This window comes from Pseudodesulfovibrio sp. S3 (assembly GCF_004025585.1).
Classification (GTDB): domain Bacteria; phylum Desulfobacterota; class Desulfovibrionia; order Desulfovibrionales; family Desulfovibrionaceae; genus Pseudodesulfovibrio.
In genome coordinates, this window is record NZ_QTZO01000024.1 from 1 (window position 1) to 26,759 (window position 26,759).

Here is a 26,759-nt window from a genome sequence, read left to right on the forward strand (position 1 = left end):
AGCGGGCCAGCTTGCCGTCCTTGATGACGGTGCAGCTGCCGCACATGCCGGTGTCGCAACCGACCTTGACGCTGGTCAGACCGAGATTGGCACGCAGCACATTGGCCAGGGATTCCTCAGGCTCACATATGACTTGCCTGGTGACCCCGTTGACTTGAAGAGTCCGTTTGAACATGACAGTATACCTCCTTAAAGTATCTCACTGTCTCGCTGTTGCGAATTGAATAACATTGCACGTATCCAGTCAGTTATTTCCCAAAGGGACAGATGGGATAGCGGCAGACCTCGCAGGTCGCACAGAATCCGCCATGTCCCATCGAAATTATGTCAGCACGGGTCACCCTTTCCCCGGCCAGAAGACGGGGCACCACCAGGTCGAATATGCTCGCCCGGTAGTACATGACGCAGCCGGGCAGCCCGAGAATGGGCACGTCGTCAAGATAGGCCAGCAGGAACATGGCCCCCGGAAAGGTGGGCGAACCATAGGTCACCACGTCGGCTCCGGTGGCCCGGATGCTGGCTGGAGTCTGGTCGTCAGGATCAACGGACATGCCCCCGGTGACCATGACCATGTCGGCCCCATCGACGATGAATTTCAAGATGGCGTCACGGGTCATGTCGACCTCATCGCTCACAAAGGCCTGACCAACAATGTCCGACCCCAATTGCCCGAACTTCTTCTTGAGCACCGGACCGAATTTGTCCTCGATACGACCGTGATAAATCTCGCTGCCGGTGGTCACGATGCCCACTTGCTTGTGTTGCAGGGGGCGCACCTGGATCACCGGATAATTTGCAGCGCAAATGGCTTCCACCCGCTCGACCTTTTCCTCGTCGACTATCAGGGGCACCACGCGCGTCCCGGCCACGTCCCGCGACTGGGTGAAGGTGATGCCGTTGTGCATGGTCGCCAGCACGACTTCTTCAATGGAATTGATCTCGTACAGGGCCTCCACGTTGACCTCGAGCAGTCCCGGTGCCGCCGTCATGTTGACCCTGCCTTCACACACGGTGGTCAGGGTCAGGCCGGGGCCTGCGGCTGCCTTGGCAATACGCATGGCGGCTTCATCCTCGTGGATCTTGCCCGGTTGCAGGTCAAGGACATAGATATGCTCCTTGCCAATGCTCAACAGGTTCGGAATATCGACTTCAGTGACCACATGCCCCTTGCGGAAGGCGGGCCCCTTGTATTCATCGGGGACGATTCGTGTCATGTCATGGCACAGGACCATGCCGACAGCTTCTTCAACGGGAACTATTTTCATTATGCAACAACTCCATGTGGATATTTGACCTCAGGAAAAACTCCGACTGAATACTGCGCGTCCGAATAGCATTATGTCAATAAAGACATAGCGATAGTTGCGACTGATCATCAGGACGACATTTTCTTCCTGCTCTGACACTCCATTACAGCCTTTAAAAACCTACCGTCGCGCCGAATCGGTCCATTCTCTTCCGAGAAACACCTTGACCTCTGTACGCACGGTCTTAATTCTATTGTATACGCCTGATCATTTTCACGGCCCTGACCGGGATTTTTATGGCCGGGGCAAGCACACGGGAGCCGTCATGAAAATAGCCGTAGAAATCACTGTTCTTGGCGAAACCATCTCAAAAATTGTCGAGTATCCCGGAACCCCCGGAAGCCAGACCGAAGTCATCCAGTGGCTCATGTGCCAGACCGGCTACAAATGGGCCGACTACGATCACGCCCCACAAGAAGACCGACTCCTGTACCACCTCAAAAACGGTGCCATCAACTAGCTTCATCAGCGCATCCCGCCGGACGCACGAGAACTCCTGCTGATCTCAAGCCCTCCTTCCCCCACGCTCAGTCGATCAAGCCGCACCGAGGCACGCAGCCGATCCAGAGACTTTCCCACTTGGACAGGAAGCGCGTTGGCGTTGCCCGAAAGCGCAGGCAACCCGCCGAAGGGGATACAGATACGGGAACTGGAATGCATGACCCCGTGCAACCAGCGGTCGATGGAAACCTTGGTCAACTGGAAGCGCTCCCTGATGAACGCCTGATGGTTTACCAGTTTCTGCAACGATCGAAGCATCTCGGGATTCAACTCGATCAGGCAAAGGCCGGCTTCATCGTCGAACAGGGCCTTCTGGATCGGTTGAAGATAGCAGGTGAAACGGCCATCGCGTATCTTGATGCGTCCGGACTCCAGCCTGCGCAGCGATTCGACGACCCGCTTTCGATCGACACGTCCCCCGCTCCTGAGCACTTCCCGCGTCAGGCTCCTGATGTCCAATTTCTGCGCATGAGGGGCCGAAGAATCCTGCCGGGGAAATCGACGGGCGCACGCCAGAAAGACATCCTGGTCGAATTGGTCCAGCCGCACCCCTGTGTAGAGCAGTGACCGGTCGGCACAGGTGGACTGTATGGGATAATTGCGGACAGTCTCCCTGCGACGGACATACCGCCCCTGAAACAGTTCAGAGGCAAAGAACAACTCAGGAGGCAGACTCAGAAAGGCATGTTCCTGCTGCGTCAGGGCCTGAATCACCGAGCCGGTGCCGGAACCGGCCACCCCGCCGCGTCCCATCCAACCACCGTCCAGTATGTCGTCGTCGAACATTACATTTTCCTCCTGGGCCACATCCTCGACCGGACACGGTCGGGACCATTCGTTACCGGGCTTCACCCCGCCCAGCCGCGTTCGTGACCCAGAAAGGCATAGGCCCTTTCTGGGTCACGGAGGCTGAAGGGAGGTGAGAACTATAATTCATTGGGCAATTCCCGGAGTTGTGCATTGGTGAACACCGGACCGTCCTTGCAGACATAGTGGGTTCCGATGTTGCAACGACCGCAGATGCCCACACCGCATTTCATCCTTTTTTCCAGGGTGGTGATGATCTGCTCGTCCTTGAATCCGAGCGAATGCAAGGCCTCGATGGTAAACTTGATCATGATCGGCGGCCCGCAGGTCACGGCAAACGCATTGTCCGCAGAGGGAGCCATTTCCTTGAGCACGTTGGGGATGAGGCCGACCTTGTGCTTCCAGTCCGGGGTGCCGTTGTCCACGGTCAACTCCGTGACCATGTCCTCGCGTCCCAACCATTCGGGCAGTTCGTAGCTGAAGGCCATGTCAGCGGGACTGCGCGCACCGTAGAGCAGCGAAATGTTGCCATAGTCCGCCCGATTATCGAGCATATATACCAACAAGGTCCGCAGCGGAGCCATGCCGATGCCGCCGCCCACAAAGACGATGTCCTTGCCTTTCATCTCCTCGTAGGGGAAGCAGTTGCCAAGAGGAGCGCGCACACCTATCTGGTCGCCCGCACGCAGCTTGTGCAGCCTCTCGGTCAACTCGCCCACGCGCATCACGCTGAATTGCAGGTAATCCATGCGTGTGGGCGAGGAATTGATGACAAAAGTCGACTCGCCGACACCAAAGACGGAGAGCTGTCCCACCTGCCCGGGTTCAAAAGAAAAGTCACGCATCCTGTCGGGATTGTTGAGGGTGACACGAAACGTCTTGATGTTGGACGTCTCCTGCACCACCTCCTGGATGGTGGCCATATCCGGCAGGTAGAGATTGGTGGGCGGATTATCAGTCATTGATTTGCTCCTCTTCGGCCATGGCCCGTGTTTGGGCCTTGGAAACGATCTCTCGGACATCCATGGACACGGGACAGTGCGAGATACAACGACCACAGCCGACGCAAGCCAGGTTCCCGTCATGCAGCGCCGGATAATAGTTGAACTTGTGGCCGATCCGATTGCGCATGCGCTGGGCCTTGGCCGCCCGCGGATTGTGCCCGCTGCCCTCAAGGGTGAACTGGAACGACATGCAGTTATCCCAGGTGCGAACACGGACACCGTCATTTCCGTGCATTTCGTCGGTCATGTTGAAACAGTAGCAGGTGGGGCACAGGTAACTGCACGCCCCGCAGCTCAGGCACTTGGCCGAGACATCTTCCCAGAAGGGTTGGTCGTCGAAAAGCTTGTTGACCTGCTCCGGCGCACCCAGCAACGGCTCGCCTTCGGGCATGGCCGCCTTCACCGCCTCACGGGTCTTGAGGGCCGTTTCGACCCGATCGCCAGCGTCATGAAGGGTCTGGCTCAGCAGGAAATCATTGCCCCGATCGGTCACGGCCTCCACCACATATCCATCGCCGATGAAGGTGAACAGGAGGTCTGCACCGGTACTGTCGCCGGGGCCGCCGCCCACGCGATGGCAAAAACAGGTCTCGGCGGGATCGGTACAGGCCAGCGAGGCCACCAGGGTGTTGTCCCGACGGGTGCAATAGTAGATATCGCGCTTGGAGCCTGCGTCGTATACCCGGTCGAACACGGTGAAGCCGCGGACGTCGCAGGGACGCGCACCGAAGAGAAACGTCGGTTGGTCGTGCAGGGTCTCCCGGACCTCGACGCTGGTGCGCGACGGCGCTTCCTCGCCCTTGGAATAATGAAACTCAAGCAGTGTTTCGCAACGTGGCAGCAAAGCCGCCTTGGGCGATGAAGTGGCCAGTCCGTCCAGATCCAACTCGCTGTCAGCTTCAAGGGGTTGAAAAACCGTCTGCCCGCCTTTGCGTATGGGGGCCAGCACCAGTCGGCTCTCGGAAAGCGACAGAAGCCACGGCACAAGCTTGTCCGTTGTGATGTATCGTGCAGCGAGCATTACCACTTCCTCTCCTTGATGTGTTCTTCCTCTTCCCGGAACTGAAACAGCGGCGGCGTCTTGTCCGGGTCCGTCCCGGCCTGATAGTCGAAGATATCCTTGATCTGGCGGTTGAGCGCCTGTTTCAGGGTCATGATGGGCAGGTCCATGGGGCAAGCCCGCTCACATTCGCCGCACTCCGTGCACCGTCCGGCGGTATGCAGGGCGTGCAGGGCCTGAAACATGAGTTTTTCGCGGGGGTGATCCGTCTGGTCAACCCAGTGCGGATCACGGCTCTGAGCCGCACAATGATCCTGACAGACACACAAGGGACAGGCGCTCCGGCAGGCGTAACAACGGATGCACTTGGTCATCTGATCTTCCCAGAAATGCAGCCGGTCCTCCATGCCCATGGCCTCCAGCATGTCCAGCGTACTGACAGGGGCATCGTCCACCTGTGGAGGTTGGCCGTGCTCACCGATGAAATGATCGCAAACCTCGGCGTCGGCGCCGGTACAGCGGAAGCATTTTTCCTGCAGCACCTGGCCCAATCGTGCCGTCTGGGTTTCGCCGTTGACGGCAAAGCTGGCTGCGCCGCCGTCAATGGTCACGCCCTGCACTCCCCGACCGACTTTAAGTTCCGTGCGAACTTTCCTGGCATCCACTGCGCCTTGGCAATGCAGGCCGAAAATGGTCACATCCTCTCGATCAATGAGTTTTTCCTGCAACAGTTCAACGATGGTCCGGGCGTCGCATCCCTTGGCGACGATGCCGACCTTCTTGCCGCGCAGGCTGGTCAGGTAGCCTGCCAGGTTCTGGGAACAGCGGGAATCCCATTCAATGCGTTCTATATCCGCCGCATCAGTGATGAACAGCGGCGTATGGCTCAGGGAATCGGGTCCGGCAGTCCAGGCAATGACCATGTCAAGGTCTGGCAGTGCCTGCCGGATCGCGGTTTTCAATTCTTCAATGGGTGATGCCATGCGGGTCTCCTTTTGAGGGCGCGAATAGATTAGAAGGCCTGATGCAGACAGGCATCCAGACAGGTTCCGGCAGCAAAGGTGGGCATGGGGCCAAGGGCATGTATCTGCTCGGTAAAACTGGTGACCACCGTGCGCCAACGCTGTCCTTCGGAAGCCGAGACCCAGGTATACTCGAAGCGGCCCGGATCAATGCCCAGGACCGGGAGCAGTGCCTTGAGCACCTCAAGCCGCCGCCGGGCGTAGAAGTTGCCCTCGGAGTAGTGACAGTCGCGCGGGTGGCAGCCGGAGACGAGTACGCCGTCGGCCCCGTTCATGAATGCGCGGACGACGAACAGCGGATTGATCCGCCCTGTACAGGGCAATTTGATGATCCGCAGGTCCGTGGGCTGGGCAAAACGGCCCACCCCGGCGGTGTCCGCCCCGGCATAGGAGCACCAGTTACAGAGAAACCCGATGATACGGAGTTCCTTTCCTTCTATTACAGACATAATGCATTTACCTCGGCGAGAATCTGGTTGTCGGTGAAGTGGCGAAGCTGGACGGCGCCCTGCGGACAGGCGGCGGTACAGACTCCGCACCCCTGGCAGACGGTTTCGATGACCGAGGCCTTGGGCATACCCCGGAACTCGATCATCTCGATGGCCCCGAAGGGACAGACCGATTCGCACTTGCCGCAGCCGATGCAGCGCATCAGCTTCACGGCCGAGACCTGCGGGTCACTCGCCAACTTGTCCTTTGAGAAGAGGGCGAGCACCTTGGCCGCCGCGGCATCGCCCTGGGCCACCGAAGACGGGATGTCCTTGGGCCCCTGGCACGAACCCGCAAGATAGATGCCTGCGGTGTTGGTTTCCACCGGCTTCAGCTTGGGGTGCCCCTCCATGAAGAATCCATAGGGATCATAGGAAATGCGCAACTTCTCGGCCAACTCGGCTGCGCCCTTGGACGCTTCCGCTCCAACGGCCAGGACAATGAGGTCGGCCTCGATCTCCACCTGGTCGCCCATGAGCGTGTCCGCACCCTTGACCAGATACCGGCCGTTCTTGGGCTGGATGGCCGAAACACGGCCTCGGATGTAACGGGCTCCGTACTCTTCCATGGCCCGGCGCGTGAACTCGTCGTAATTCTTTCCCGGCGCCCGGATGTCCATGTAAAAGACATAGGATTGGGAATCCGGCATGTGGTCCTTGGTCAAAATGGTCTGCTTGGCCGTATACATGCAGCAGAATCCGGAGCAGTAGGGTCGGCCGATGGACTTGTCACGCGAACCCACGCACTGGATAAACACGATATCCTTGGGTTCGGCACCGTCAGAAGGCCGCTTGATGTGCCCTTCGGTGGGACCGGAGGCCGACAGCAGACGCTCGTACTGCATGGACGTGATCACGTCCGGGTAGCGCCCGCCGCCGTATTCGCCGTATTTGGTGAAATCGAAGAGGTCATAGCCTGTGGCCGCGATGATAGCGCCCACCGGCTCGGTGATCAGCTCATCCTGTTGGTCGAACCGGATGGCCCCGGTGGGACAGATCGTCTCGCAGGCACCACATTTGCCCTTGGTCAGCTTGATGCAGGCCGAGGCGTTGATGCTGGCCTTCTTGGGAATGGCCTGGGGAAAGGGAATGTTGATGGCCGTGGTCTTGCCGATGAATTCGTTGAACCTGTCCGGCGTCTTCTTGCTCGGACACTTGGTCGTGCATTCACCGCAACCGGTGCAGGCATCCCAATCCACATAGGCTGCCTTGCGGCGTACCGTGACATTGAAATTGCCCACGAATCCTTCCACCGACTCGATTTCGGACAGGGTGTACAGGGTGATGTTCGGGTGCTGCGCGATATCGACCATACGCGGTCCAAGGATGCAGCTTGAACAGTCCACGGTGGGAAAGGTCTTGTCGAGCTTGGACATCTTGCCGCCGATGGACGGCTCACGCTCCACAAGGATCACTTCAAGACCGCCGTCGGCGCAGTCGAGTGCGGCCTGGATGCCGGCAACACCGCCGCCGATGACCATGACCCGCTTGTTGATCTCGAATTCACCGGCAACAAGCGACTCGTCACGGCGCAGTTTTTCGACCGCGATGTGAACCAGATCCACGGCCTTGTTGGTGTTGGCCTCCATGTCCTTGCCGATCCAGGAGACATGCTCGCGGATATTGGCCATCTCGAACATGTACTTGTTCAGCCCGGCACGCTCCAGGGTGCGCCGAAAGGTGGCCTCGTGCATGCGCGGCGTACAGGAGGCCACGACAACGCCGTCGAGATTATACTTCTCCACAGCCTCGATGATGCCCGCCTGTCCCGGTTCGGAGCAGGCGTACATGGTATCCGTGGCAAAGACCACCTCGGGAAAACCGAGAGCGGCCTTGGCAACAGCCTCGGTATCGACGTTCCCGGCAATATTGCTGCCGCAGTGGCAGACGAAAACTCCTATATTCATTACGCTCCCTCCCCGGCCCTTGCGGCCAGCGATGCGAGCAGGGCACGCGGACTGACGCAGAGCTTGTCCATCATGGTGCTGACTTCTCCCTGTCCGGCGGCCAAACCGGCAAGCTGTGAATAGTAGAACACCGGAATGTTGTGACTGCTGTGGTTGGCCCGGTTGATCTGCGCCTGGCGCATGTCCAGATTCATCTGACACATGGGACACGCGGCAACCACGGCGTCGGCACCCGCTGCCGCAGCAGCGTCGAGAATGCGGCCGGAAAGCCTGGTCACGACGTCCTGGCGCGTGGTGGCCAGGGATGCTCCGCAACAGTCGGTCTTCAGGGCAAAGGGCAGAACCTCGGCACCGAGGGCCGTCAGCAGGTTGTCCAGGGCCATGGGATTATCGGGGTCGTCGAACTGCATGATCTGCGGCGGGCGGACCATGATGCAGCCGTAATACGGCACCACACGCAACCCCTTGAGCGGTGCGCTGGCAAGGTTGGCGAGCACGTCCATGCCCATGTCCTCGACCACGACCTGCAAAACGGATTTGATGGGCAGGTCGGCGCGGACGGTCCGCCCCACGACCCGCTCCACTTCGCTGCGGAATTCGGGGTTGGACAACCGGTGCTGGGTGGTCTTGAGATTCTTCAAACAACTGGGACACGGGGTGATTATCCCGGCGAGCTCCCGTTCCTCGGCCATATTGTCCGCAATGGCCAGATTCCTGCCCACCAGGCTGGCGGACAGCAAATGGTCCACAGCGTGGGCCGGAGTGGACCCGCAACAGTTCCAGTCGGGGATTTCCACCAACTCGATACCCAGGCGTTCGCACATGGCCCGGGTTGAGGTGTCGTATTCAAGCGATGTGCCGAGTCCGGAACATCCGGGATAGTAGGCGTAGCATGGACTCATCAATTATGCTCCCGGTAGCGGTCAAAAATACCGCGGATTTCTGAAATTCCTTTGAGAGTGTGGGCCTTGAAGCCCAGTTTGCCCTTACGCAGGGCCATTGGAGCCAGGTCCACGTCGGTCAGCACGCGGCCTGTTTTACTGACGTAAGAGGCCATCAGGCCCAGCTCGAAAATGCGGCCGTGTTTTTCCACAGACCCCAGAAAAGCGTCCCAAAAGGCACTGACGGCTGGTTCGCATACCAGATTTTCACGACGGGCCATGTGACGAAGCACATCCATGACGCGCGCAACATCAATGTCGTTGGGGCAACGCGTGGTGCAGGTTTCGCAGGAAGCGCACAGCCAGATGGCGTGCGACGACAGGGCCTCTTTTTTTCTTCCGGCCTGGACCAGGCGCATGATCTGGTTGACCGGATAATCGTAGGCGAACGAAACCGGGCAACCGGCGGTACAGTTTCCGCACTGGTAGCACAATGCGAGGTTCTGCTCGCTTTCACGTTGAACTTCGTCGACAAAGTCGGCGTCGTAGACATTCAAGTTGGTCGAAGATGACATGGACAAGATTCTCCCTTTTGTTTGCCGCCGAGTAACGGAAAAATCCGTTGCCAACAAGCTAAACCTCCTCGCAGGGGGGCGGGACCATGACCCCGCCCCCCGGTTTAGGAGGAGGTCCTACATAGCGGCTTCGTAGATAGCCATGACATCAGCGTCCCGAGGACAACGCGGATTGGTCAGGCCGCATGCATCCTTCTGGGCGTTTTCGGTCATCACGGCGATATCTTCGACCTTGACTTCCTTGCCGTAGCGCTTGCCGAGTTCGACAAGGCCGCTCGGGATGCCAACATCGGACGAGAGCTGCTTGATGGCGTCCAGGCACTTCTCAGCGGCGTCGCGCTTGCTCATGCCGGAGATGTCTTGATCCATCATCACTGCCATGTCGGCGAAACGCTCGACGCAGGCGATGAGGTTGAACTTTTCAACGTGGGGCAGCAGGATCGCGTTGCATTCGCCATGGGGAAGGTCATAGAAACCACCCAACTGGTGCGCCATGGCGTGAACGTGACCAAGGCTGGCATTGTTGAAGGCCATACCGGCCAGGTACTGTGCGAAACACATGCCTTCGCGGGCATCGATGTCCTGTCCGTTGGCAACAGCGCGGCGCAGGAACTTGAAAATGAGCCGGATGGCTTTTTCTGCGCAGGCGTCGGTCATGGGGGTATTGATGGTAGAAACATAAGCCTCGACGGCGTGGGTCAGGGCGTCCATGCCGGTAGCTGCGGTCAGGGACGGCGGCATACCCATCATCAACAGGGGGTCGTCCAGGGCGATGGTCGGGGTCACGCGCCAATCGACGATGGCCATTTTGACCTTGCGGGAGGTGTCGGTGATGATGCAGAAGCGGGTCATTTCGGAAGCCGTGCCAGCGGTGGTGTTCACTGCGATGTAAGGGGGCATGGGCTTGGTGGATTTGTCGACGCCTTCGAAATCATGAATCTTGCCGCCGTTGGCCACGACCAGGCCGATGCCTTTTCCGCAGTCATGGGAGCTGCCGCCACCAAGGGTGATCAGGGAGTCACATTTGTTGTCCTTGTAGACTTTCACACCGGCCGCGACGTTCTTGTCAGTGGGATTGGGAATCGTCTCATCGTAGACGACGCAATCCATCTTGCTGCTCTTGAGCAGGTCGACGATCTGCTGGGTGATACCGCAGGCAGTGATGCCCTTGTCGGTAACGAGCAAGGGTTTCTTGCTGCCGAGAGCCTTGATCTTGGCCGGAATTTCCTTGTGGGCCCCAATTCCGATAAGGGTCACGCTGGGAATAAAAAAGCCATTAACTTGTTCACGTACTGCCATAATGTTCCATCCTTACGTTTAAGGTGACTGATCTAGGGACAAGTGCTTGCCATGTCGTGACGTCGCATACCTTGAGCAAGGATCGGGCCAACATTTTTTAGTGTAAGATTCAAGATGGTTATCGATATTTCTCGATTTCCGCACTGAGTCCAACAGAAACGACCCGGGGTCACAAGAGACCGCCACTTCCACCACGTTTGGATTAAGTAGAATTAATTTAGCATGTTAAGAGCTGTATCATTTTGATACACTTTGTCGTGCCTGTTGGGTCAATATTTCCAACGTCCTACAAAAAACAAAAAACCGCTTTTAAAACGGTTTGTTACGGACGGCCATAAACGAATTTTTCTAAATTGAGCCCCTAGGCCAATCCGAATTTCTCGATTTTCCGATACAGGGTTTTTCGACCGATGCCCAAGGCCTTGGCCGCCTGTTGCCGGTTGCCATCAAAAAACTGCAAGGCCCTCTGGATATTCTGGCGCTCCGACTGCTCAAGGGAAAAAACGTGTTCCGCACCCTGACTTTCAGCATGCTCCACCAACTCGCGGGGCAAAGCCTGATTGGTAATCACCCCGCTCTCAGACAGAATGATGCTTCGCTCCAGCACATTGCGCAGTTCGCGGATATTGCCAGGCCAATCGTAGTGCATCAGGCACTGGACGGCCTTGTCGGTGATGGTCTGGCGCTGTTTGCGCATGGTCAGACTCATGCGCCCGAGAAAATGCTCGATCAACAGGGGGATGTCTTCCTTGCGCTGACAAAGCGGGGCCACGGGTATGTTGAAAACATTGATCCGATGATACAGGGCCTCGTTGAACCGTCCGGCCTCGACCTCTTCAGCCAGGTTCCGGCTGGTGGCGAACAGGAAGCGGATATCCACCTGCCGCGCATTCTCTTCCCCCATCCGCCGATAGGTCTTGGCCTCCAGCACGCGCAACAGCGCCCCCTGCACCTCAAGGGGCAGCTCTCCTATCTCATCCAGAAACAGCGTCCCGGTGTCGGCAAAAGTCATCAGCCCTTCCCGGCTGTCCGTGGCTCCGGTAAACGAACCGCGCGTGTGCCCGAATAGCTCACTGCGCATGAGCTCCTTCTGGAGCGTCGCACAGTTCTTGATGATGAACGGTTTCTCCGCACGGGCGCTTTGGGCCTGGATGCCGCAGGCCACCACATCCTTTCCCACGCCGCTCTCGCCGGTGATCAACACGGCCACATCGGTGGGGGCCACGCGTCCCATGAGATACCTGATCTGCTTGATGGATTCGGAGTTGCCGATCAATTTCGAGGACGGCACGGTTTCCTTGGAATGCCTGAAGCTTCGGTTCTCCCGCTCAAGGCATACCCGCTGATAGGCCCGTTCGATAACCAGTTCGACCCTGTCGAGATGAAAAGGCTTGGTCACATAGTCATACGCCCCGATGCGCATGGCCTCGACCGCATTGTCGATGTTGCCGTGGCCGGTAATCAGCACCACCTCGATGTCGGGATACATTTCCTTGAACTGCACCAGCATGTCCAGGCCGTCGCCGTCGGGCAGGCGGATGTCGGAAACCACCACATCGTACCGGGCCTTTTTGAGCATTTCCCTCCCTGCGGCTGCGGTGGGGGCCGTATCCACGATGCGGTCCGGGGTGGACAATTCGCGGTGAAGCAATTTGAGGATGGACTCCTCGTCATCGATCACCAGCACCCTATACGAATTACTCATTATGATCCCTCTGCCTCAGGGGAAGAGTGACAGCGAAGCACGTCCCCACCCCCAGGTCGCTGTTAACCGTGATTTCCCCGCCGTGATCCCGGACTATGTGATAGCAGGTCGCCAACCCGATACCAATGCCCTTGCCTACCGGCTTGGTCGTAAAGAACGGGTCAAAAAGTTTGTCCAGATTCTTCTCGGGAATGCCGCATCCGGTATCGCTGACCACCATTCGCACCCCGCCCTCGAAGAGCGTGGTCGCCACGCACAGTTCCCCCTTCTCACCAATGGCGTCCACGGCATTGGTCAGGAGATTCAGGGCCACCTGCTTCAACTGAGCCTCGTCGCCGTAGATCATGGGCAACACTTCGGCCAGGGAAACGGATACCCGCAGACGCGGATGTTTCTTGAAATGGTGTTGCAAGATGCGGATGGTATCGTTCACCACACGGTTGAGGCTGACCGGCATGAAGTCCGAAACAACCGGGCGGCTGAAGGTCAACAGGGTCTGAACGATGGTCTGACAGCGGTCGCATTCCTTGAGGATCGTATCCGTGTATTCCTTGAAATCCTCGAAAAGTTCGTCACCCACCTTGCCCTCAAGCCTGGGCAAACGGCGCTTGATGCCTTCGGCAAATCCGGCCACAGCGGTCAGCGGGTTGTTGACCTCGTGGGCCACGCCCGCCGCCAGCATTCCCATGGTCGCCATTTTTTCGGCCTGATAGAATTTGGCCTGGTACTCCTTTTCCATGGTCACGTCCCGCTTGAAAATCAACACCCGGTGCTCGGGCAGGTACGGATTCTTCAGGGGCGAGGCAACCATCTGGAACTGCATGTTGCGGCCGTCTATGCGGAAGATAGCCGTTTCCCTGCATACAATATCAAGACTCAAGGAGCGAAAGGCAGGACACTCGCTGCACGGGAAATTGGTATTCCTGAAAATTTCATAGCAATAGCGGCCGATGGGGTCGATGTCTGGGAAGAGCTCCAGAAAGACATGATTCACAGACAGTATCCGCAGGTCCTCGGAAAGAACCATCATGACATCGGTGATGCCGTCGAGGATGGCCGCAATCTCGCGCCGCTGGCCCTCGGACTCCTGGTTGCTGACTGTCAGTTCTTCGATACTATGACGCAATTCCTGAAAGAAATTGAGCTTGCTGTGCTCAATGCCCATGAGATTCTCAAGGGCCGTACTCGATTTGTTCACCATGCCGCCTCGCATATTTTCATAAGGTCACCACAATCCGCTTCTCGGGGATTGGTCAGTGTGCAGGCGTCCGGCAGGGCCTTGCGACAGAGCCGCTCAAGCTCACCGTTATCGGGAAGAAGGTCACGCAGGCGTCGGGTCGCCTCCAAATCCTCGAACAGTTTCTCCAGATGTTCTATCCCCTTCAGGGCCTGCATCTCGTCGGACTTGTACCGAACGCCGGTCAGTTCAAAACCGACACGGGCCAACTTTTCAAGCTTTGAGGGGAGATTGAAACGCATAACCGTGGGGAGCAGGACAGGGTGTACCAGGCCGTGCAGCACGTCGAACCGTCCACCGATGGAATGGGCCAGGGAATGGGCGATGCCCAGGCCCGCGTTGCTGAAGGCCATGCCCGCCGCAGTGCTGGCAATGCTCAGATTCTTCAGGGCCTCGGGAGAACGGGAATTCACGGCTTCATGGATGTTGTCCATGAACAGCCGGATGGCCTGCATGGACTGAGGTTCGGAAAATGGGGACGCCAGTCGGGAGACATAGGATTCCACGGCATGGGCCAGGGCGTCGATGGCCGAGGCAACGATCAGTTCACGGCTTTTGGTCGCCAACAGATTGGGATCGATGATGGACAGGTTGGGCACCAGCGAGCGGCTGATGATGGATATCTTCACCTGCCGTTCCATGTCGGTGATGATGCAGAACTGGGAAACATCCGACCCGCTTCCTGCAGTGGAAGGGATAAATATCATTGGAGGAAGGGGCCGCATGATCTTGTTGGCGCCTTCATAGTCGCTGATCCTCCCACCGTTGCCGACGATGGTGGAAATTCCCTTGGCCGCGTCGATCGGGCTTCCCCCGCCAAGTCCGACAATGACATCCGCGCCGGTCTCGCCGTACAATTCTGCACCCTTGTGAACCTGCCAGTCGCGGGGGTTTGAACTCACTTCGCTGAAGTAGACGCACTCGAGGGCGTCCCGCTTGAGCATATCCATGACCACCTCGACCCAACCCGCCTCTTCAACACCGGGGTCGCTGACCAGTAAAATGCGCTTTGCCCCCAAGCGGCGAGCACAGGGGGCGAGATATTTGATACTGCCTTCGCCGAAGATAACTTCAGGTATGGCGAACTTGGTTATGGGCATCCAACCTCCACAGAATAAGCTGAAACGACCATAAGGGTACGCAAGTTTGTAGCACTTACGCAAGCCCTTTGCCCGAGGGCCAATACGGAATCGACAATCCGACCTGACGTCTGCCGCCACTCCAGGCATCCACCTCAAGTGTCCCGATACTTTCTACAAAACTGGTTGCCGCAATTCACTCCATTTGTTACACTTATGTGACAGTCGTGTTTTGTTTCCACGACACGATCCAGAATCATTTTACAGAAAAAACAACTGCATTTATTAACTTTTGAGGAGACAAGCATGAAGCGGTTTACAATGTTACTCATGATCGTTTTCGTGATGGGCATGACTGCCACCAGTTTTGCCGGAGGACGCCTGGTCATCTATTGTTCCAACGAGCCTTTCGCCTGTCAGGCCGTGGCTGATGAATTCGCCAAAAAATTCGACGTCAAGGTGCAGATGACCCGTGCCGGGTCCGGCTCCACCTATGCCAAGATCCTGGCCGAGAAGGACAGCCCCAAGGGCGATGTCTGGTATGCCGGCACCCTTGATCCCCATTCCCAGGCCGGTGTCAACGGGCTGCTGGAATCCTACGAATCCCCCATGCTGGCTGAAATCGGCCCCGAATTCCAGAATCCGGCCACCAGCAAGATGTACCATTCCACCGGCGTCTATGCCGGGGTGCTCGGCTATTCCGTGAACACCGACGTGCTCAAGGAAAAAGGACTGCCCATGCCCCGCTCCTGGGAAGACCTGACCAAGCCCGAGTACAAGGGCACGATCCAGATGGCCAGCCCGCAAAGCTCCGGCACCGCCTACACCGTCCTGGCCACCATGGTCCAGCTCAAGGGTGAAGACGCTGCCTTCGAATACCTGACCAAGCTGCACCAGAACGTCAACCAGTACACCAAGTCCGGCTCCGCTCCGGGCAAGGCCGCGGCCCGCGGCGAAACCATGATCGGCATCGGCTTCCTGCATGACCACGCCCTCCAGAAGGCTGAAGGCTTTCCCCTGGAACTGGTCGTGCCAGCCGAAGGCACCGGCTACGAGATCGGCGGCCTGTCCATCATCAAGGGCTGCCGCAACCTTGAGAACGCCAAGAAATTCGTGGACTTCATGCTCAGTGCCGAAGGCCAGGAAGTGCCCCAGCGCGTAAAGATGTTCCAGGTTCCCACCAACATAAACGCCAATGTGCCGCCCGAAGCCATCCGCCTGGATGAAGTCAAGCTCATCGACTACGATTTCGTCAAGTACGGCTCCGAAGAAATGCGCGCCCACCTGATCGACCGCTGGGTCATGGAAATCAAGCCGCTGGAACGCTAGTCCCGGCATAAAGTATCCAACACATGGCACTCAACAAACAAACCGCTCCGGGAGAGGTTGGCCCTTGGGTCATCCTCTCCTGGGTGGCCTTTGCCTTCCTGGCATACTGGCTGTTGCCCTGGGTCGCCCTGGATTACGGGCTCACGGACTCCACTCTGGATGAGCTTATCGACGCCCTGGGGTGGAAGTACAGCGACATCTCCCTTGCCGTCCCCGTATATTTGGGCCTGATCCTGCCCTTTGCCTTCATCCGCCTTCCGGGCAAGGCACGCGGATGGTTCTTCACCCTGGCCGCGTCCGTGGGCATCCTCGGCATCCTGTACGCGTTCATCTCCACCAGCACCGCACTGGGACTGGGCGCAGGCGTGGTCATCATGTGCCTGGCGGCCCTGGGCGCGATCGGCGTTTCCGAGCTGGGATTCCAGCGCGGCGACACCTTCATTGCCGGGGCCGTGATCTTCGTGGTCTTCATGGTGGCGGCCTTCATCTTTTTCCCGGTCTGGGAGATCTTCAACCGATTGATCTTCGACGAGTCCGGCGGAATCGCGCCACTCCAATTTTTCAGGATCGTCACCTCGTTCGGCATCGGCAGGGTCGTCTGGAACACCCTCAGGCTGGCCTTTACCGTGGGCGCGGCAACCACCATATGCGGCCTGATCTTCGCCCTGTATGCCGTACGCGCCACCACACGACTGCGCTACCTGATCCGCGTCTTCTACATCCTGCCTATCATCACGCCGCCCTTCGTGGTCGGCATGTCCCTGATCCTGCTCTTCGGCCGCGCCGGAATGGTCAACGACGGCCTGATGATGCTTTTCGGCTCCCACGGTATTTTCACGCCGGAAGGGGCAGCCGGACTCTTCGAGCGGTCCGGGTACATCTATGGCTTCACCGGCATCTTCCTGGCGCAGGTACTCTCCCTGACTCCGGTGAGCTATATGGTCATCTCGGGGATGCTGTCCTCCATCAACCCGGCCATGGAAGAAGCCTCCCTGACCATGCGGGCCAGCCGCTGGAAAACGCTGTGGAACGTCACCCTCCCCCTGCTCCGTCCGGCCATTGCCAACGCCTTCCTGCTCGGCATGATCTCGTCGGCGGCCGACTTCGGCAACCCGCTGGTGCTGGGCGGCGAATATGACGTCCTGTCCACGGAGATATACTTCTCCATCGCCGGGGCGCAGCTCGATTTCACCAAGGCGGCCGCGCTGGGGCTCATACTGCTGCTCCTGTCGCTGTCGGTCTTCCTCATCCAGAAGAAATGGGTGGGCAAAAAATCCTATGTCACGGTCACGGGCGTGGAAACCTCGGGCAACGTGACCCCACTGCCGACCGGTGTGCAAAAGGCGATGACCTGGTTCATCTCCATCTGGCTCGGCTTGGTGGGCGTCCTGTATTGTTCCATATTCCTCGGCGGATTCGTGAAGCAATGGGGGGCCGACTACACCCTGACCCTCAAGCACCACACCGAGTTGTGGCTCAACGGGTTATCTTCAGGCGCCTGGCCCTCCTTCTTCCACTCCATCTCGTTCTCCATGGTGGCGGCTCCCCTGACCACCCTGGCAGGCATACTCATCGCCTACATCCTGATCAGGCGGAACTTCCTCGGACGCGGCGTCATCGATTTCGGCACGGTGCTGATCTTCGCCATTCCCGGCACGGTCATCGGCGTGGCCTACATCCTCGCCTTCAACACCCCTCCGCTGGAGCTGACAGGCACAGCGGCCATCCTGATCATCACCATGGCCATCCGGGCCATGCCCGTGGGCATCCGGGGCGGCATGTCCGCGTTGAGCCAGATATCCACCAACCTGGAGGAGGCGTCGCTCCTGCAACGGGCAGGCACCTTCAAGACCATCCGGTCCGTGTTGCTGCCCCTGCTCAAATCGACCATAGTCTCGTCCATGGCCTACAGCTTCATCCGGGCCATGACCACGGTATCAGCCGTGATCTTCCTGGCCACGGCCGGGACCGACGTGGCCACGACCTACATCCTCTCCAGGGTGGAGAGCGGGGAAACCGGCGTGGCTGTCGCATACGGCTCCGTCCTCATCCTGACCATGCTCATATTCACCCTGCTCGTGCAGGCCTTTACCGGCCGCTCCAAGACTGATCGACAGGTAGAAACAACACGAGGCTGAAATGAAAGACACATCCATAAAACTCCTGCTGAAGCACGTGTCCAAGCACTTCGGCAAAGTCCGGGCAGTGGACGACATCGACATCGAGTTCGCGCCCGGTACCCTGACCACCCTGCTCGGCCCCTCAGGCTGCGGCAAAACCACTCTGTTGCGCCTGGTTTCCGGTCTGGAGCCGGCCACCTCCGGCGAAATCTGGTTCGGTGACGAGAACGTGACCGATCTCTCGGCCACCCGCCGGGACGTTGGCATGGTCTTCCAATCCTATGCCCTGTTCCCGCACATGACCGTGGAACAGAACGTGGGCTACGGCCTCGGCATCCTCAAAAGACCGGCCGACGAAATCCGGGAAAGGGTTCGGGAAGTGCTCCAGATGGTGGACATGGACGGATACCAGAGCCGGTACCCCAACGAATTGTCGGGCGGTCAGCAACAGCGCGTGGCTGTAGCAAGAGCCATGATCCTGCGCCCCAAGGTGTTGCTCTTCGACGAGCCCCTGAGCAACATCGACTCCAAGCTGCGGCGCAGCATGAGAGACGACATCCGCCGGTTGCAGCAGGCATCCGGCATCACCTCCATTTACGTCACCCACGATCAGGCGGAAGCCCTGGCCGTCTCCGACGAGATCATCATCATGCGCAACGGCAAGATAGAACAACAGGGCGAACCCCGGGCCCTCTACCACAATCCGAAAACCGCCTTCGTAGCCAACTTCATCGGCGAGTCCAACGTGGTGAAGGGCACCCTGACGAACAAGGGCGACTGCAAGGTCATCACCTTCGGAGACGCCACCATAGAACTGCCCTGCAACGAAAAGACCGACCACCCTGACGGGCCTGTCGATCTCTCCCTAAGACCCGAAGTCATCGAGGTTGTCCCCCGATCCGAAGCCGCCCCAGGCGCCCTGTCCGGCGTGATAAAGCAGAGCGCCTACATGGGACCGGTCATCGAATATACCATCGACACCCCGTGCGGCACCCTGTTCACACGGGCACCCGCCTACGCAGGCGTTTTCCAAACCAACGAACTGGTCCATGTCCGCGTGCGGCCCGATGAAGTCATCATCATACCCGAGAACGGGAAACCCGAAGGGACCACGGAATTGCTGCCATAATGAACATCGCCATACTCTTCGACATGGACGGGGTCATCTTCGACTCCGAACCCATTCATGAAAAAATCTTCATAGAATTCGCCCTGGAACTCGGATTCACATTCCCTCCCGAAGAATACCCGAAGCTCATTGGGACTTCCAGCGTGAGCCAGTGGCGAATCATGAAGGAGCGCTATTCCTTGAGCGGGACCCCGCAGGAACTCTCGGACGCGAAGATGGAACATTACAAGACGTTCCTCGGCAACGCCAAGGGGCTCCGGCCCATTCCGGGAATTCCGGAACTGCTGAAAGAACTCGACGCGCAAGGTGTTCCTTTTGCCCTGGCTTCGTCCAATACCACGGACGTCATCACCGCAACCCTGAAGGCCGTGGGGCTGGACCAGACCTTCACCACCTTTGTGGGCGGCGACAACGTCACTGCGGCCAAACCCGCGCCGGATATATTCCTCCTGGCCGCATCCAGGTTGGGAGTCGACCCGAAGCACTGCGTGGTCATCGAAGACTCCACCAACGGCGTACTTGCCGCCAGACGGGCGGGAATGAAAGCCGTCGGTTTCGAGAATCCGAATTCACCGGACCAGGATCTCGCCGGGGCTGACGTCCGTCTTCCTTCCCTTGCCGGGCTGACCCTGGAATTCATACGCCGCCTTTGAGGCGCCCTCAGGCCACGCGCACCCGACCGCCAACGGTCAGACAACAAACTCAAAAAGGCCACGTCCCCCCCGAAAAGGGAACGCGGCCTCTGCCTTTATTGTCCTACCGGCTAAAAGCTTTCGAGTTCGTCGTCCATGTTCATTTCAAGGCCTGCTGCCGGAGTCTTGTGCACACGCTGCGGAGCAGCAGGAAGGGAACGCATGGCGGGGCGGCTGGCCACAACAGCGGTCCGGCGCTTTGACGATCCGCTACCGTTGGAGCCCACCTTGAAGAAGGTCATTGCCTGGGCCAACATCTGGGCCTGAGAGGACAACTCTTCAGAGGTGGCGGCCATCTCTTCGGAAGCCGAAGCATTGCCCTGCACCACGGAGTCCAGTTGTGTCATGGCAGCGCTGATCTCATTGACGCTCTTATCCTGCTCCACGGAACTGGAAGCGATCTCCTGCACCAGCTCCGCTGTACGACCGATCTGGGGGACCAGTTCCGCCAGCATGGTGCCGGCCCTGTCGGCCACACCCATGGATGACTCGGAAAGGCCGCCTATCTCCTCGGCGGCCTTGCCGCTGCGCTCCGCCAGTTGGCGGACCTCGGAGGCGACCACGGCAAACCCCTTGCCATGTTCTCCTGCCCGGGCCGCTTCAATGGCCGCATTCAGGGCCAACAGGTTGGTCTGGCGGGCAATTTCCTGAATGACGGTGATGCGTTCCGCAATGGACTTGAGGGCGTCCATGGCCTCGTCCATCGCCGAACCGCTGTTCTTGGCCCCTTCAGCCGCCTTGGTCGCTATGGATTCGGTCTCCTTGGCACTATGGGCATTGCTGCGAACCCCGGCACTCAGTTCCTCGATGGAAGCGGAAATCTGTTCAAGGGCGGCTGCCTGCTCCACCACTGACTGGGACAACGACTGGGCCGATGCCGACAATTCCTCGCTGCCCGCCGACACACTGTCCGTGGCGGAATTGACATCGGCAACTACGCCGTTGAGCCTGTCAGCCATGGTGCTCAGCGAGGCGGCAAGCTGGCCCACTTCGTCATTCTGATCCAGATCGACGGAGGCCGTGAGATCCCCGGTGGAAACGGTCTGAGCGAAATCCATCCCCTTGTGGAGCGGACCTATGATGCCACGGGCAATGATCCAGGCCAGGATAATTCCGACGAGGATCGCCACTCCGCTAAAAATCATCACACCGGCTCCGGTTTGGTCCGCCGCCGCAAGCATCGCCTGGTCGGTCATGATATTGCTGGAAATAAGCTCATTGCTTTTGTTGAGAAAACCCTGAACCCGTTCAAGGGCAGGCACGGTTTTATGAGCATAGATATCCCTGGCCTGGTCAAAACCCTCCAGGCGTGCGTCGTTGAGCGCCAGGACACTGTCGATGGCAATCAGGGTTTCTCCGGCCAAATCAGTGGTAACGTCCTTGAACCATTCCCTGGCTTCATCACGGTTGCCGGCCTGAAGCAGTCGGTCTATCTCCGTGACGGATTCATGCAAAGACTCATGCGGCTCGTACAGCTTCTGGAGCAAGGCAGCAAATTCCGGATCGGCCTCCATTTGCCTCTTTGTATCCTCGGAATAGAGCCAGAGGCCCAACTGGCATTTGTGAGCATCGGACTCCACCCCCGTGGTCGCAGCATAGGGATCGAGGAGCTTATCCTTGATGACACCCAACCACTTGAGGTGGTCGAGTTTCTTGTCGCGTAAAAAGGAGCCGAGCGCCACATCGGCCGGGGCATACTTCTCGACGATCTCAATGGCAGAATGATGCAGGGCGTTATGGTACGCCTCGATCTCGGCCATCATGGGTTTTATGGATGGCACCAACTTCTCGGCACTGGTCCTGGCATCGCTGTAATACCACTTGCCAAAGGCGCACTTGTGCGGATCAGTCTCAACATGCAACTCATGCACCTGGGAATTGGTCAGCAGCTCATTGACCTTCTCAGCCCATTTGAGGTGGTCCACCACTTTCTGGGTGAAGTTGCCGCGCAACTTGTTGCCGGCAATGACTTCATCGGCATTGGAGACAATGCCCTCAATGCCGATGATGGCCCACAGGGCAAGGCCCACCAAAAGCAATAGTATCGAGCCGAAACCCATGGCAAATTTCAAATAGAGTTTACAGTCCTTCCATCCCATAATTCCCCCCCCCATAATTGCGGACAAACATATAAACAACCCGAGGCCGGATTTGCTTTATCAACAGCATTATGTCCATGGCTTCATACTATAAACTATATATCCATCAAGATGGATATTATAATCCTGGGAATAGGAATTGACACCACAGATCCGTCCAACGGGTCGCAGAATTCTCTGATGCGGAAAAAACGAAGGGGCAAGGTGGAGGGAATATATCGGGACACGAAACCGCTCCAGAGACTGAGCCGCTGGCCAGAACTCTGCCGATGCCGTAACCGATATCCGGGTCAGCCGGGAGGTGAAAATTGCATGGAGTGCAGAACCAAATTCCTGCGCACAAGCTGAAGACCGCCTTATCCCGCGCCATGGAAAAGACAGAAAACCCGAAAGAAGGCCACGACTTCAGAGAAAACCACTAAAAGACCTGTGCGTTGCTAAAAACCAAGCCGGGAGAGCAGGGTTGTCACCAACCGGTCCAACAGGTCTCGCTCGGGCAGGTCCAGCACGGACGCATCCGTCATCTGGCGCTCGGCCAATCCTGCCAGTGGCGGAATGGACAGCGTCCATTCCGGCAATCCGTCCAACACGGGCAGTTCGCCGCCGGAGTGCCTATTGAGGACAAGGGCCTGATTGCCAAGCCCCAGATCCAGGGCCATGCGGCCTACCTCGGCCCCGGTCTGCAGGCTGCGCATGCTCGGCTCCGAGACCACCACCAGCCCGTCCACATGGGCCACGGTACCGCGACCGAGATGCTCCACGCCCGCCTCCAGATCCACCAGCACCCATTCATCCCGGTCCATGACCACATGGGCCAGCAATGCCTTCAAAAGCGCGTTGGCGTCACAGGCGCACCCGCCGCCCGCATTGGTGACCGCGCCCATGACCAGCAGCCTCTTGCGGCCAGGCGTCACCCCGTCCGCAACCGGCCCGCCGAGCGGCAGGTCCACGGCCAGCTCCTCGGGCAGATCGCCCACATCGGGATTGAGATTCAGAAAACCGCCCGCATGGATGCGTTCGCGCACCAGATCCCCGCGCTGGATGAGCGGCCTTGGCAACAGGTCAGGGGACAACCCGGACGCCTGTCCCAGCGACAACGCCGTGTCCGCATCCACCAGCCAGACATTCCTGCCGTTGCGGGCCAGCCAGTCACCCACCCAGGCACACAAGGACGTCTTCCCGACACCACCCTTACCTGCAAACGCTATCTTCATGGATTGCCTCCGGCGGCCGGGGGAAGGGAGAAAACAAACTTTTGAAAAAGTTTTTTCTCCCCCTTCCCCCGGACCCCCATCCCTCTCTTTTTCAAAACTTTTTGTTGCGCTTCGCGGGACTCTGCGAACGCAACAAACCTCTTCAGTTCATAAGCCATGGAACGCCTTCCCTCCACCTCCAACCCCGCCGAAGGCGCGCCTAAAAGCTTTGGAGGGGGAGTCCAGAGGAGGGAACCTTTCTCGAAAGGTTCCCCCTCTGGTCGCCGAAGGCATTCCTATTCGCTCAGGCCCAGGGCCTTGCGTTTGGTTTTGATGCGTTCGTCGAACATGTTGGCCGCCTTGACCATGTCGCCTTCGATGAAGAAGGTTGCGCCGACCAGGTCTTCGAGTCCGGAGACAGCGAGGTTGGTGACGGTCTTGGAACCAAGGATGTTCGGCGGGTGTCCGAGGTGGGTGTAGATGCCCGAGGCCACGGCATAGAGGCCGATGGCTGCGGCCTTTTCCGAATACCATTCGGGCGAGGATGCACCCACGGGCAGGTCGGAGATGTCCACGTTCAGGGCGTTGGCCAGGGCCGCGCACAATTGCAGGATGCGGGCGTTGTCCACACAGGAGCCGTAGTGCAGGACCGGTGGGATACCCAATGAGCCGCAGACCTTCTTGAGACCGGGACCGGCCTTTTCAATGGCATCCGGCACGAGCAATCCGGCCTTGCCTACAGCTGTGGTCACACAGCCGGTGACCAGGACGAGGATATCCTTCCTGATCAGCTCTTCGGCGAGCTTCACGTTCATGGAGTCGTGCTTTATCTTGGGGTTGTTGCAGCCCACGATGCCTACCGCGCCCCGGATATCGCCGCTGGCGATGGCCTGGACCAACGGATCAAGGGAGCCGCCGAGGGCAGCGATGACAGCCTCGTTGGAGAAGCCGGTCATGATGTCGATGGGTTCGCACGGAATTTCCACGCGGCCGGGATCGCGCTGGGCAAAGGCTTCCACGGCGATGGACACGATCTCCCTGGCCTGGGCCCGGGCCGTGTGCGGCGTGAAGTCCATATGGATAGCTCCGGTGAACCGTGCCTTGTTGGCCGTGTCGATGAATTTGGTGTGGTAGCAGCCCGATATCTGCACGAGGCTGGGCATGATGCACTGGTAGTCGACCACAATGGCCTCAACAGCCCCGGTAATTATGGCCAACTCGGTCATGAGATGGTTGCCCGCCATGGGGATGCCCTGACGCATGAGCAACTCGTTGCCGGTACAGCACAATCCGGCCACGTTGATGCCGGTCGCACCCAGCGCCCTGGCGCGGGCGACCAGTTCCGGGTCGCGGGCTGCGGCCAGGATCATTTCGGAAACCACGGGACTATGGCCGTGCACCAAAAGGTTGACCTGATCCTTTTTGATGACGCCGAGGTTGGCCCTGGACATCTTGGGCGTGGGGGTGCCGAAGATGATATCGGACAACTCGGTGCCGATCATGGAGCCGCCCCAGCCGTCACCCAGGGCCATGCGGGCCGCGTGAATCAAGGTGTTGGGCGCATCGTTGTCGCAGCCCATGTGGGTGCGGTGCATCATCTCGGCGATCTCCCGGTCCACGCCGCGCGGAGTCATGCCCAGCTTGGCCCATTTGTCCTTTCGGACCTGCGGTACGCGGGCCAGGAAGGAAACCTCCTTCCTGCGCGAGCCGAAGTTGGCGAAAAGCATTTCCATGACGTCCCTGGCCACATCCATGGTCGAACGGCCGTCGGTCTCGATCCCGATCTCCCCGGCCACGGTGCGGAGCTTGCCTTCTTCGGTAATCTTGTAGTCCGAGGTCTCGCCTTCGACAATGGCCTCCAGCACTTCGATCAGATCGCGTCCGTGGTCGGAATGTGCGGCAGCGCCACCGGTCACGAACCGACCGAAATTGCGCGCCACAATGACATCCACATCCGCACCGCACACGCCGAGCGGTTTTTTCTCGGTCACGCGGCACGGCCCCATGGTACAGTTGCGGCAGGAAGTGCCCAATTCGCACATCTTGCAATGGGGAGTCTGCCGGTCCAGACGATCGTACACGGTCTCAATGCCTTCGGCGCGGGCCTTTCTCAGCATGGCCTTGGCGTCGTCCCAAATGGTCAGTTCTTCAATGGGTCTTGGTTCCTTTGCCATTTTTTCCTCCTATCCCGGTTCGCCGGACAACGCAGATGCAACCCGCCCGGCAGATAATGGATAAACCCTATTAGAACCGTATCGGTAACACGATCATGCCTTGAGCGTATGTCGGGGAGCCGACAAATGGAGAGGGAAAATGCGAAAAAATAATACTACCGGCCAACAACTTCCATGGTGACACACTGTTGCAAGTAACATACGCTATCAACAAACAATCAAGAGATGAGAAAGAAGCAGGACGGCAAGCAAAGATATCCTTTAATGAAACAAGCACAGGAGGAACAATGGTAAAACACTTTGATCTCAAAGCGGCTCTGGATTTCATTCGGAAAGGATACACAAAAGGGAAAGAACCCTTTCACTTCACCGCTTCCGAGTTGGCGAACGCCATCAGCATATCGGAAAAAAAGGCGATAGAAGTTCTCGAAAAAATCAATAACCGCGCTCAGTTCTGGAGGGGCAGTTTTGCCTCGAACGGCGACAGCCTTGTTGTCAGCTCCACCGTGTTTGAGCGGATAAAAGACTGGTTCAAATAATCATTCGGAATCAATTCCGGCCGCCTTCTCCAGCGCGCCCACGTCCGGGATGAAATACTCCCCGCGGGCGCGTTTTTCCATGAGTCCCGCGCGCTCCATGTCGTTGAGCAGGGTGGAGACGGTCTGGCGGGTGGCTCCCACCAATTTGGCAAGCTGTTCAATGGTCAGATTGAGGTTGAGAACCATACCGCCGTCCTCAGGCACGCCGATATCGCGGGCTTCGGACAGAATGTAATCCATGAGGCGGTTGTAGATATCCTTGAAGGCCAGGGAGCCTATGATGGAAAATGAATTCTGCAGAATGTGCCCGAGCACCCGGACCATGGTCCGGGTGAACAGCGGAACTTCCGTCATGCACCGCTTCACGGACCGGACATCGGTAACCAGCAGTTCAGTCTCTTCCAGGGCCTGGATGTGGCATCCCGCATGGGTTGCGTAGAGATCACCCGGCCCGAGGATGCCCAGGGTGAATTCCTTGTCCTCGTAGGCCAGATAAACCCGCACCCTTCCCTCGGCAATGACGAAGACCAGATCCGCGATCTCATCAGGCCGGTAGATGACGCAGTCCTTGGCAAAAGTCCGCCGATTGAATACCGCCCGCAGATCGGCCAGTTCTTCCTTGGCGATCTCGTCAAGGAGATTGACTCCTGAAAACTTCATATGGTTCCCTCT

General features: G+C 58.4%; 25 protein-coding genes. 6 read left to right on the forward strand and 19 right to left on the reverse strand.

Features of this window, described 5'->3' with window-relative positions; genetic code table 11:
- Both DWB63_RS15795 and DWB63_RS15800 read right to left on the reverse strand, forming a co-directional pair.
- A partial coding sequence (locus DWB63_RS15795) for a 2Fe-2S iron-sulfur cluster-binding protein (protein ID WP_128328366.1) occupies positions 1 to 175 on the reverse strand: 175 nt, incomplete at its 3' end.
- 73 nt (positions 176 to 248) lie between these two features.
- On the reverse strand, positions 249 to 1,265 hold the full coding sequence (locus DWB63_RS15800) for a molybdopterin-binding protein (protein WP_128329828.1): 1,017 nt from the start codon (positions 1,263 to 1,265) through the stop codon (positions 249 to 251).
- Between the two features lie 307 nt (positions 1,266 to 1,572).
- On the opposite strand from DWB63_RS15800, the gene DWB63_RS15805 reads away from it, so the two are divergent.
- Complete coding sequence (locus tag DWB63_RS15805) at positions 1,573 to 1,767, forward strand: hypothetical protein (RefSeq protein ID WP_128329829.1); 195 nt, start codon at positions 1,573 to 1,575, stop codon at positions 1,765 to 1,767.
- 5 nt (positions 1,768 to 1,772) lie between these two features.
- Here DWB63_RS15805 and DWB63_RS15810 read toward each other — a convergent pair whose 3' ends face one another.
- From DWB63_RS15810 to DWB63_RS15865, 12 genes are all read right to left on the reverse strand, one after another.
- Positions 1,773 to 2,594 carry a hypothetical protein gene (locus DWB63_RS15810; protein ID WP_128329830.1) on the reverse strand — a complete coding sequence of 274 codons (822 nt, stop codon included), beginning with the start codon at positions 2,592 to 2,594 and terminating at the stop codon, positions 1,773 to 1,775.
- A gap of 140 nt (positions 2,595 to 2,734) precedes the next feature.
- A complete protein-coding gene (locus tag DWB63_RS15815) occupies positions 2,735 to 3,577 on the reverse strand; it encodes an FAD/NAD(P)-binding protein (protein WP_128329831.1) in 843 nt (280 codons plus the stop codon).
- Positions 3,570 to 4,640 (reverse strand): 4Fe-4S dicluster domain-containing protein, encoded by a 1,071-nt coding sequence (locus DWB63_RS15820; protein ID WP_128329832.1) that lies wholly within the window; start codon positions 4,638 to 4,640, stop codon positions 3,570 to 3,572. The genes DWB63_RS15815 and DWB63_RS15820 overlap by 8 nt, the downstream gene beginning before the upstream one ends.
- Positions 4,640 to 5,602 carry a 4Fe-4S dicluster domain-containing protein gene (locus tag DWB63_RS15825; RefSeq protein ID WP_128329833.1) on the reverse strand — a complete coding sequence of 321 codons (963 nt, stop codon included), beginning with the start codon at positions 5,600 to 5,602 and terminating at the stop codon, positions 4,640 to 4,642. The genes DWB63_RS15820 and DWB63_RS15825 overlap by 1 nt, the downstream gene beginning before the upstream one ends.
- A 29-nt stretch (positions 5,603 to 5,631) precedes the next feature.
- Entirely contained in the window at positions 5,632 to 6,090 is a 459-nt protein-coding gene (locus tag DWB63_RS15830; protein WP_128329834.1) for a hydrogenase iron-sulfur subunit, read from the reverse strand.
- Positions 6,081 to 8,036, reverse strand: a complete 1,956-nt coding sequence (locus DWB63_RS15835; protein WP_128329835.1) for a CoB--CoM heterodisulfide reductase iron-sulfur subunit A family protein — start codon at positions 8,034 to 8,036, stop codon at positions 6,081 to 6,083. The genes DWB63_RS15830 and DWB63_RS15835 overlap by 10 nt, the downstream gene beginning before the upstream one ends.
- Positions 8,036 to 8,938: a CoB--CoM heterodisulfide reductase iron-sulfur subunit B family protein gene (locus DWB63_RS15840; protein WP_128329836.1), complete on the reverse strand. Its 903-nt coding sequence runs from the start codon at positions 8,936 to 8,938 to the stop codon at positions 8,036 to 8,038. The genes DWB63_RS15835 and DWB63_RS15840 overlap by 1 nt, the downstream gene beginning before the upstream one ends.
- Positions 8,938 to 9,492 (reverse strand): 4Fe-4S dicluster domain-containing protein, encoded by a 555-nt coding sequence (locus tag DWB63_RS15845; protein WP_128329837.1) that lies wholly within the window; start codon positions 9,490 to 9,492, stop codon positions 8,938 to 8,940. The genes DWB63_RS15840 and DWB63_RS15845 overlap by 1 nt, the downstream gene beginning before the upstream one ends.
- A gap of 117 nt (positions 9,493 to 9,609) precedes the next feature.
- Positions 9,610 to 10,791, reverse strand: a complete 1,182-nt coding sequence (locus tag DWB63_RS15850; RefSeq protein WP_128329838.1) for an iron-containing alcohol dehydrogenase — start codon at positions 10,789 to 10,791, stop codon at positions 9,610 to 9,612.
- A gap of 361 nt (positions 10,792 to 11,152) precedes the next feature.
- Positions 11,153 to 12,496 carry a sigma-54 dependent transcriptional regulator gene (locus DWB63_RS15855; protein WP_128329839.1) on the reverse strand — a complete coding sequence of 448 codons (1,344 nt, stop codon included), beginning with the start codon at positions 12,494 to 12,496 and terminating at the stop codon, positions 11,153 to 11,155.
- Entirely contained in the window at positions 12,489 to 13,697 is a 1,209-nt protein-coding gene (locus tag DWB63_RS15860; RefSeq protein WP_128329840.1) for an ATP-binding protein, read from the reverse strand. Before DWB63_RS15860 ends, DWB63_RS15855 begins: the two co-directional genes overlap by 8 nt.
- Positions 13,691 to 14,833 (reverse strand): iron-containing alcohol dehydrogenase, encoded by a 1,143-nt coding sequence (locus DWB63_RS15865; RefSeq protein WP_128329841.1) that lies wholly within the window; start codon positions 14,831 to 14,833, stop codon positions 13,691 to 13,693. Before DWB63_RS15865 ends, DWB63_RS15860 begins: the two co-directional genes overlap by 7 nt.
- A gap of 285 nt (positions 14,834 to 15,118) precedes the next feature.
- Between DWB63_RS15865 and DWB63_RS15870 the strand changes: the two genes are divergently transcribed.
- From DWB63_RS15870 to DWB63_RS15885, 4 genes are read left to right on the forward strand one after another with little or no spacing between them, the layout of a single operon-like run.
- Positions 15,119 to 16,141 carry an ABC transporter substrate-binding protein gene (locus DWB63_RS15870; protein ID WP_128329842.1) on the forward strand — a complete coding sequence of 341 codons (1,023 nt, stop codon included), beginning with the start codon at positions 15,119 to 15,121 and terminating at the stop codon, positions 16,139 to 16,141.
- Positions 16,142 to 16,164: 23 nt separating this feature from the next.
- Positions 16,165 to 18,279: an iron ABC transporter permease gene (locus DWB63_RS15875; protein ID WP_128329843.1), complete on the forward strand. Its 2,115-nt coding sequence runs from the start codon at positions 16,165 to 16,167 to the stop codon at positions 18,277 to 18,279.
- A 1-nt stretch (position 18,280) separates the two neighbouring features.
- Positions 18,281 to 19,390, forward strand: coding sequence for an ABC transporter ATP-binding protein (locus DWB63_RS15880; RefSeq protein WP_128329844.1), 1,110 nt, complete (start codon positions 18,281 to 18,283; stop codon positions 19,388 to 19,390).
- Positions 19,390 to 20,043: an HAD family phosphatase gene (locus tag DWB63_RS15885; RefSeq protein WP_128329845.1), complete on the forward strand. Its 654-nt coding sequence runs from the start codon at positions 19,390 to 19,392 to the stop codon at positions 20,041 to 20,043. Before DWB63_RS15880 ends, DWB63_RS15885 begins: the two co-directional genes overlap by 1 nt.
- Before the next feature lie 110 nt (positions 20,044 to 20,153).
- Here the strand turns inward: DWB63_RS15885 and DWB63_RS15890 are convergent, their stop codons facing one another.
- The 4 genes from DWB63_RS15890 to cooS all read right to left on the reverse strand — a co-directional run bounded on the left by DWB63_RS15890 (position 20,154) and on the right by cooS (position 25,548).
- Complete coding sequence (locus DWB63_RS15890; protein ID WP_128329846.1) at positions 20,154 to 22,181, reverse strand: methyl-accepting chemotaxis protein; 2,028 nt, start codon at positions 22,179 to 22,181, stop codon at positions 20,154 to 20,156.
- 437 nt (positions 22,182 to 22,618) lie between these two features.
- Positions 22,619 to 23,395: an ArsA-related P-loop ATPase gene (locus DWB63_RS15895; RefSeq protein ID WP_128329847.1), complete on the reverse strand. Its 777-nt coding sequence runs from the start codon at positions 23,393 to 23,395 to the stop codon at positions 22,619 to 22,621.
- Positions 23,392 to 23,553, reverse strand: coding sequence for a hypothetical protein (locus tag DWB63_RS17375; RefSeq protein ID WP_164879923.1), 162 nt, complete (start codon positions 23,551 to 23,553; stop codon positions 23,392 to 23,394). The genes DWB63_RS15895 and DWB63_RS17375 overlap by 4 nt, the downstream gene beginning before the upstream one ends.
- A gap of 117 nt (positions 23,554 to 23,670) precedes the next feature.
- Positions 23,671 to 25,548 carry an anaerobic carbon-monoxide dehydrogenase catalytic subunit gene (cooS, locus tag DWB63_RS15900; protein WP_128329848.1) on the reverse strand — a complete coding sequence of 626 codons (1,878 nt, stop codon included), beginning with the start codon at positions 25,546 to 25,548 and terminating at the stop codon, positions 23,671 to 23,673.
- A gap of 188 nt (positions 25,549 to 25,736) precedes the next feature.
- Here cooS and DWB63_RS15905 point away from each other — a divergent pair, with 188 nt between their 5' ends.
- Positions 25,737 to 26,087, forward strand: coding sequence for a hypothetical protein (locus tag DWB63_RS15905; RefSeq protein ID WP_128329849.1), 351 nt, complete (start codon positions 25,737 to 25,739; stop codon positions 26,085 to 26,087).
- Here the strand turns inward: DWB63_RS15905 and DWB63_RS15910 are convergent, their stop codons facing one another.
- Positions 26,088 to 26,747, reverse strand: coding sequence for a Crp/Fnr family transcriptional regulator (locus DWB63_RS15910; protein WP_128329850.1), 660 nt, complete (start codon positions 26,745 to 26,747; stop codon positions 26,088 to 26,090).
- Positions 26,748 to 26,759: the final 12 nt, after the last annotated feature.

Coding starts and splice junctions, on each gene's coding strand:
- DWB63_RS17375 (WP_164879923.1), bottom strand. CDS start 23,553: ATGGCTTATGAACTGAAGAGGTTTGTTGCGTTCGCAGAGTCCCGCGAA.
- DWB63_RS15830 (WP_128329834.1), bottom strand. CDS start 6,090: ATGTCTGTAATAGAAGGAAAGGAACTCCGTATCATCGGGTTTCTCTGT.
- DWB63_RS15885 (WP_128329845.1), top strand. CDS start 19,390: ATGAACATCGCCATACTCTTCGACATGGACGGGGTCATCTTCGACTCC.
- DWB63_RS15850 (WP_128329838.1), bottom strand. CDS start 10,791: ATGGCAGTACGTGAACAAGTTAATGGCTTTTTTATTCCCAGCGTGACC.
- DWB63_RS15800 (WP_128329828.1), bottom strand. CDS start 1,265: ATGAAAATAGTTCCCGTTGAAGAAGCTGTCGGCATGGTCCTGTGCCAT.
- DWB63_RS15805 (WP_128329829.1), top strand. CDS start 1,573: ATGAAAATAGCCGTAGAAATCACTGTTCTTGGCGAAACCATCTCAAAA.
- DWB63_RS15870 (WP_128329842.1), top strand. CDS start 15,119: ATGAAGCGGTTTACAATGTTACTCATGATCGTTTTCGTGATGGGCATG.
- DWB63_RS15880 (WP_128329844.1), top strand. CDS start 18,281: ATGAAAGACACATCCATAAAACTCCTGCTGAAGCACGTGTCCAAGCAC.
- DWB63_RS15840 (WP_128329836.1), bottom strand. CDS start 8,938: ATGAGTCCATGCTACGCCTACTATCCCGGATGTTCCGGACTCGGCACA.
- DWB63_RS15815 (WP_128329831.1), bottom strand. CDS start 3,577: ATGACTGATAATCCGCCCACCAATCTCTACCTGCCGGATATGGCCACC.
- DWB63_RS15890 (WP_128329846.1), bottom strand. CDS start 22,181: ATGGGATGGAAGGACTGTAAACTCTATTTGAAATTTGCCATGGGTTTC.
- DWB63_RS15835 (WP_128329835.1), bottom strand. CDS start 8,036: ATGAATATAGGAGTTTTCGTCTGCCACTGCGGCAGCAATATTGCCGGG.
- DWB63_RS15865 (WP_128329841.1), bottom strand. CDS start 14,833: ATGCCCATAACCAAGTTCGCCATACCTGAAGTTATCTTCGGCGAAGGC.
- DWB63_RS15910 (WP_128329850.1), bottom strand. CDS start 26,747: ATGAAGTTTTCAGGAGTCAATCTCCTTGACGAGATCGCCAAGGAAGAA.
- DWB63_RS15860 (WP_128329840.1), bottom strand. CDS start 13,697: ATGGTGAACAAATCGAGTACGGCCCTTGAGAATCTCATGGGCATTGAG.
- DWB63_RS15875 (WP_128329843.1), top strand. CDS start 16,165: ATGGCACTCAACAAACAAACCGCTCCGGGAGAGGTTGGCCCTTGGGTC.
- DWB63_RS15820 (WP_128329832.1), bottom strand. CDS start 4,640: ATGCTCGCTGCACGATACATCACAACGGACAAGCTTGTGCCGTGGCTT.
- DWB63_RS15845 (WP_128329837.1), bottom strand. CDS start 9,492: ATGTCATCTTCGACCAACTTGAATGTCTACGACGCCGACTTTGTCGAC.
- DWB63_RS15825 (WP_128329833.1), bottom strand. CDS start 5,602: ATGGCATCACCCATTGAAGAATTGAAAACCGCGATCCGGCAGGCACTG.
- cooS (WP_128329848.1), bottom strand. CDS start 25,548: ATGGCAAAGGAACCAAGACCCATTGAAGAACTGACCATTTGGGACGAC.
- DWB63_RS15855 (WP_128329839.1), bottom strand. CDS start 12,496: ATGAGTAATTCGTATAGGGTGCTGGTGATCGATGACGAGGAGTCCATC.
- DWB63_RS15810 (WP_128329830.1), bottom strand. CDS start 2,594: ATGTTCGACGACGACATACTGGACGGTGGTTGGATGGGACGCGGCGGG.
- DWB63_RS15895 (WP_128329847.1), bottom strand. CDS start 23,395: ATGAAGATAGCGTTTGCAGGTAAGGGTGGTGTCGGGAAGACGTCCTTG.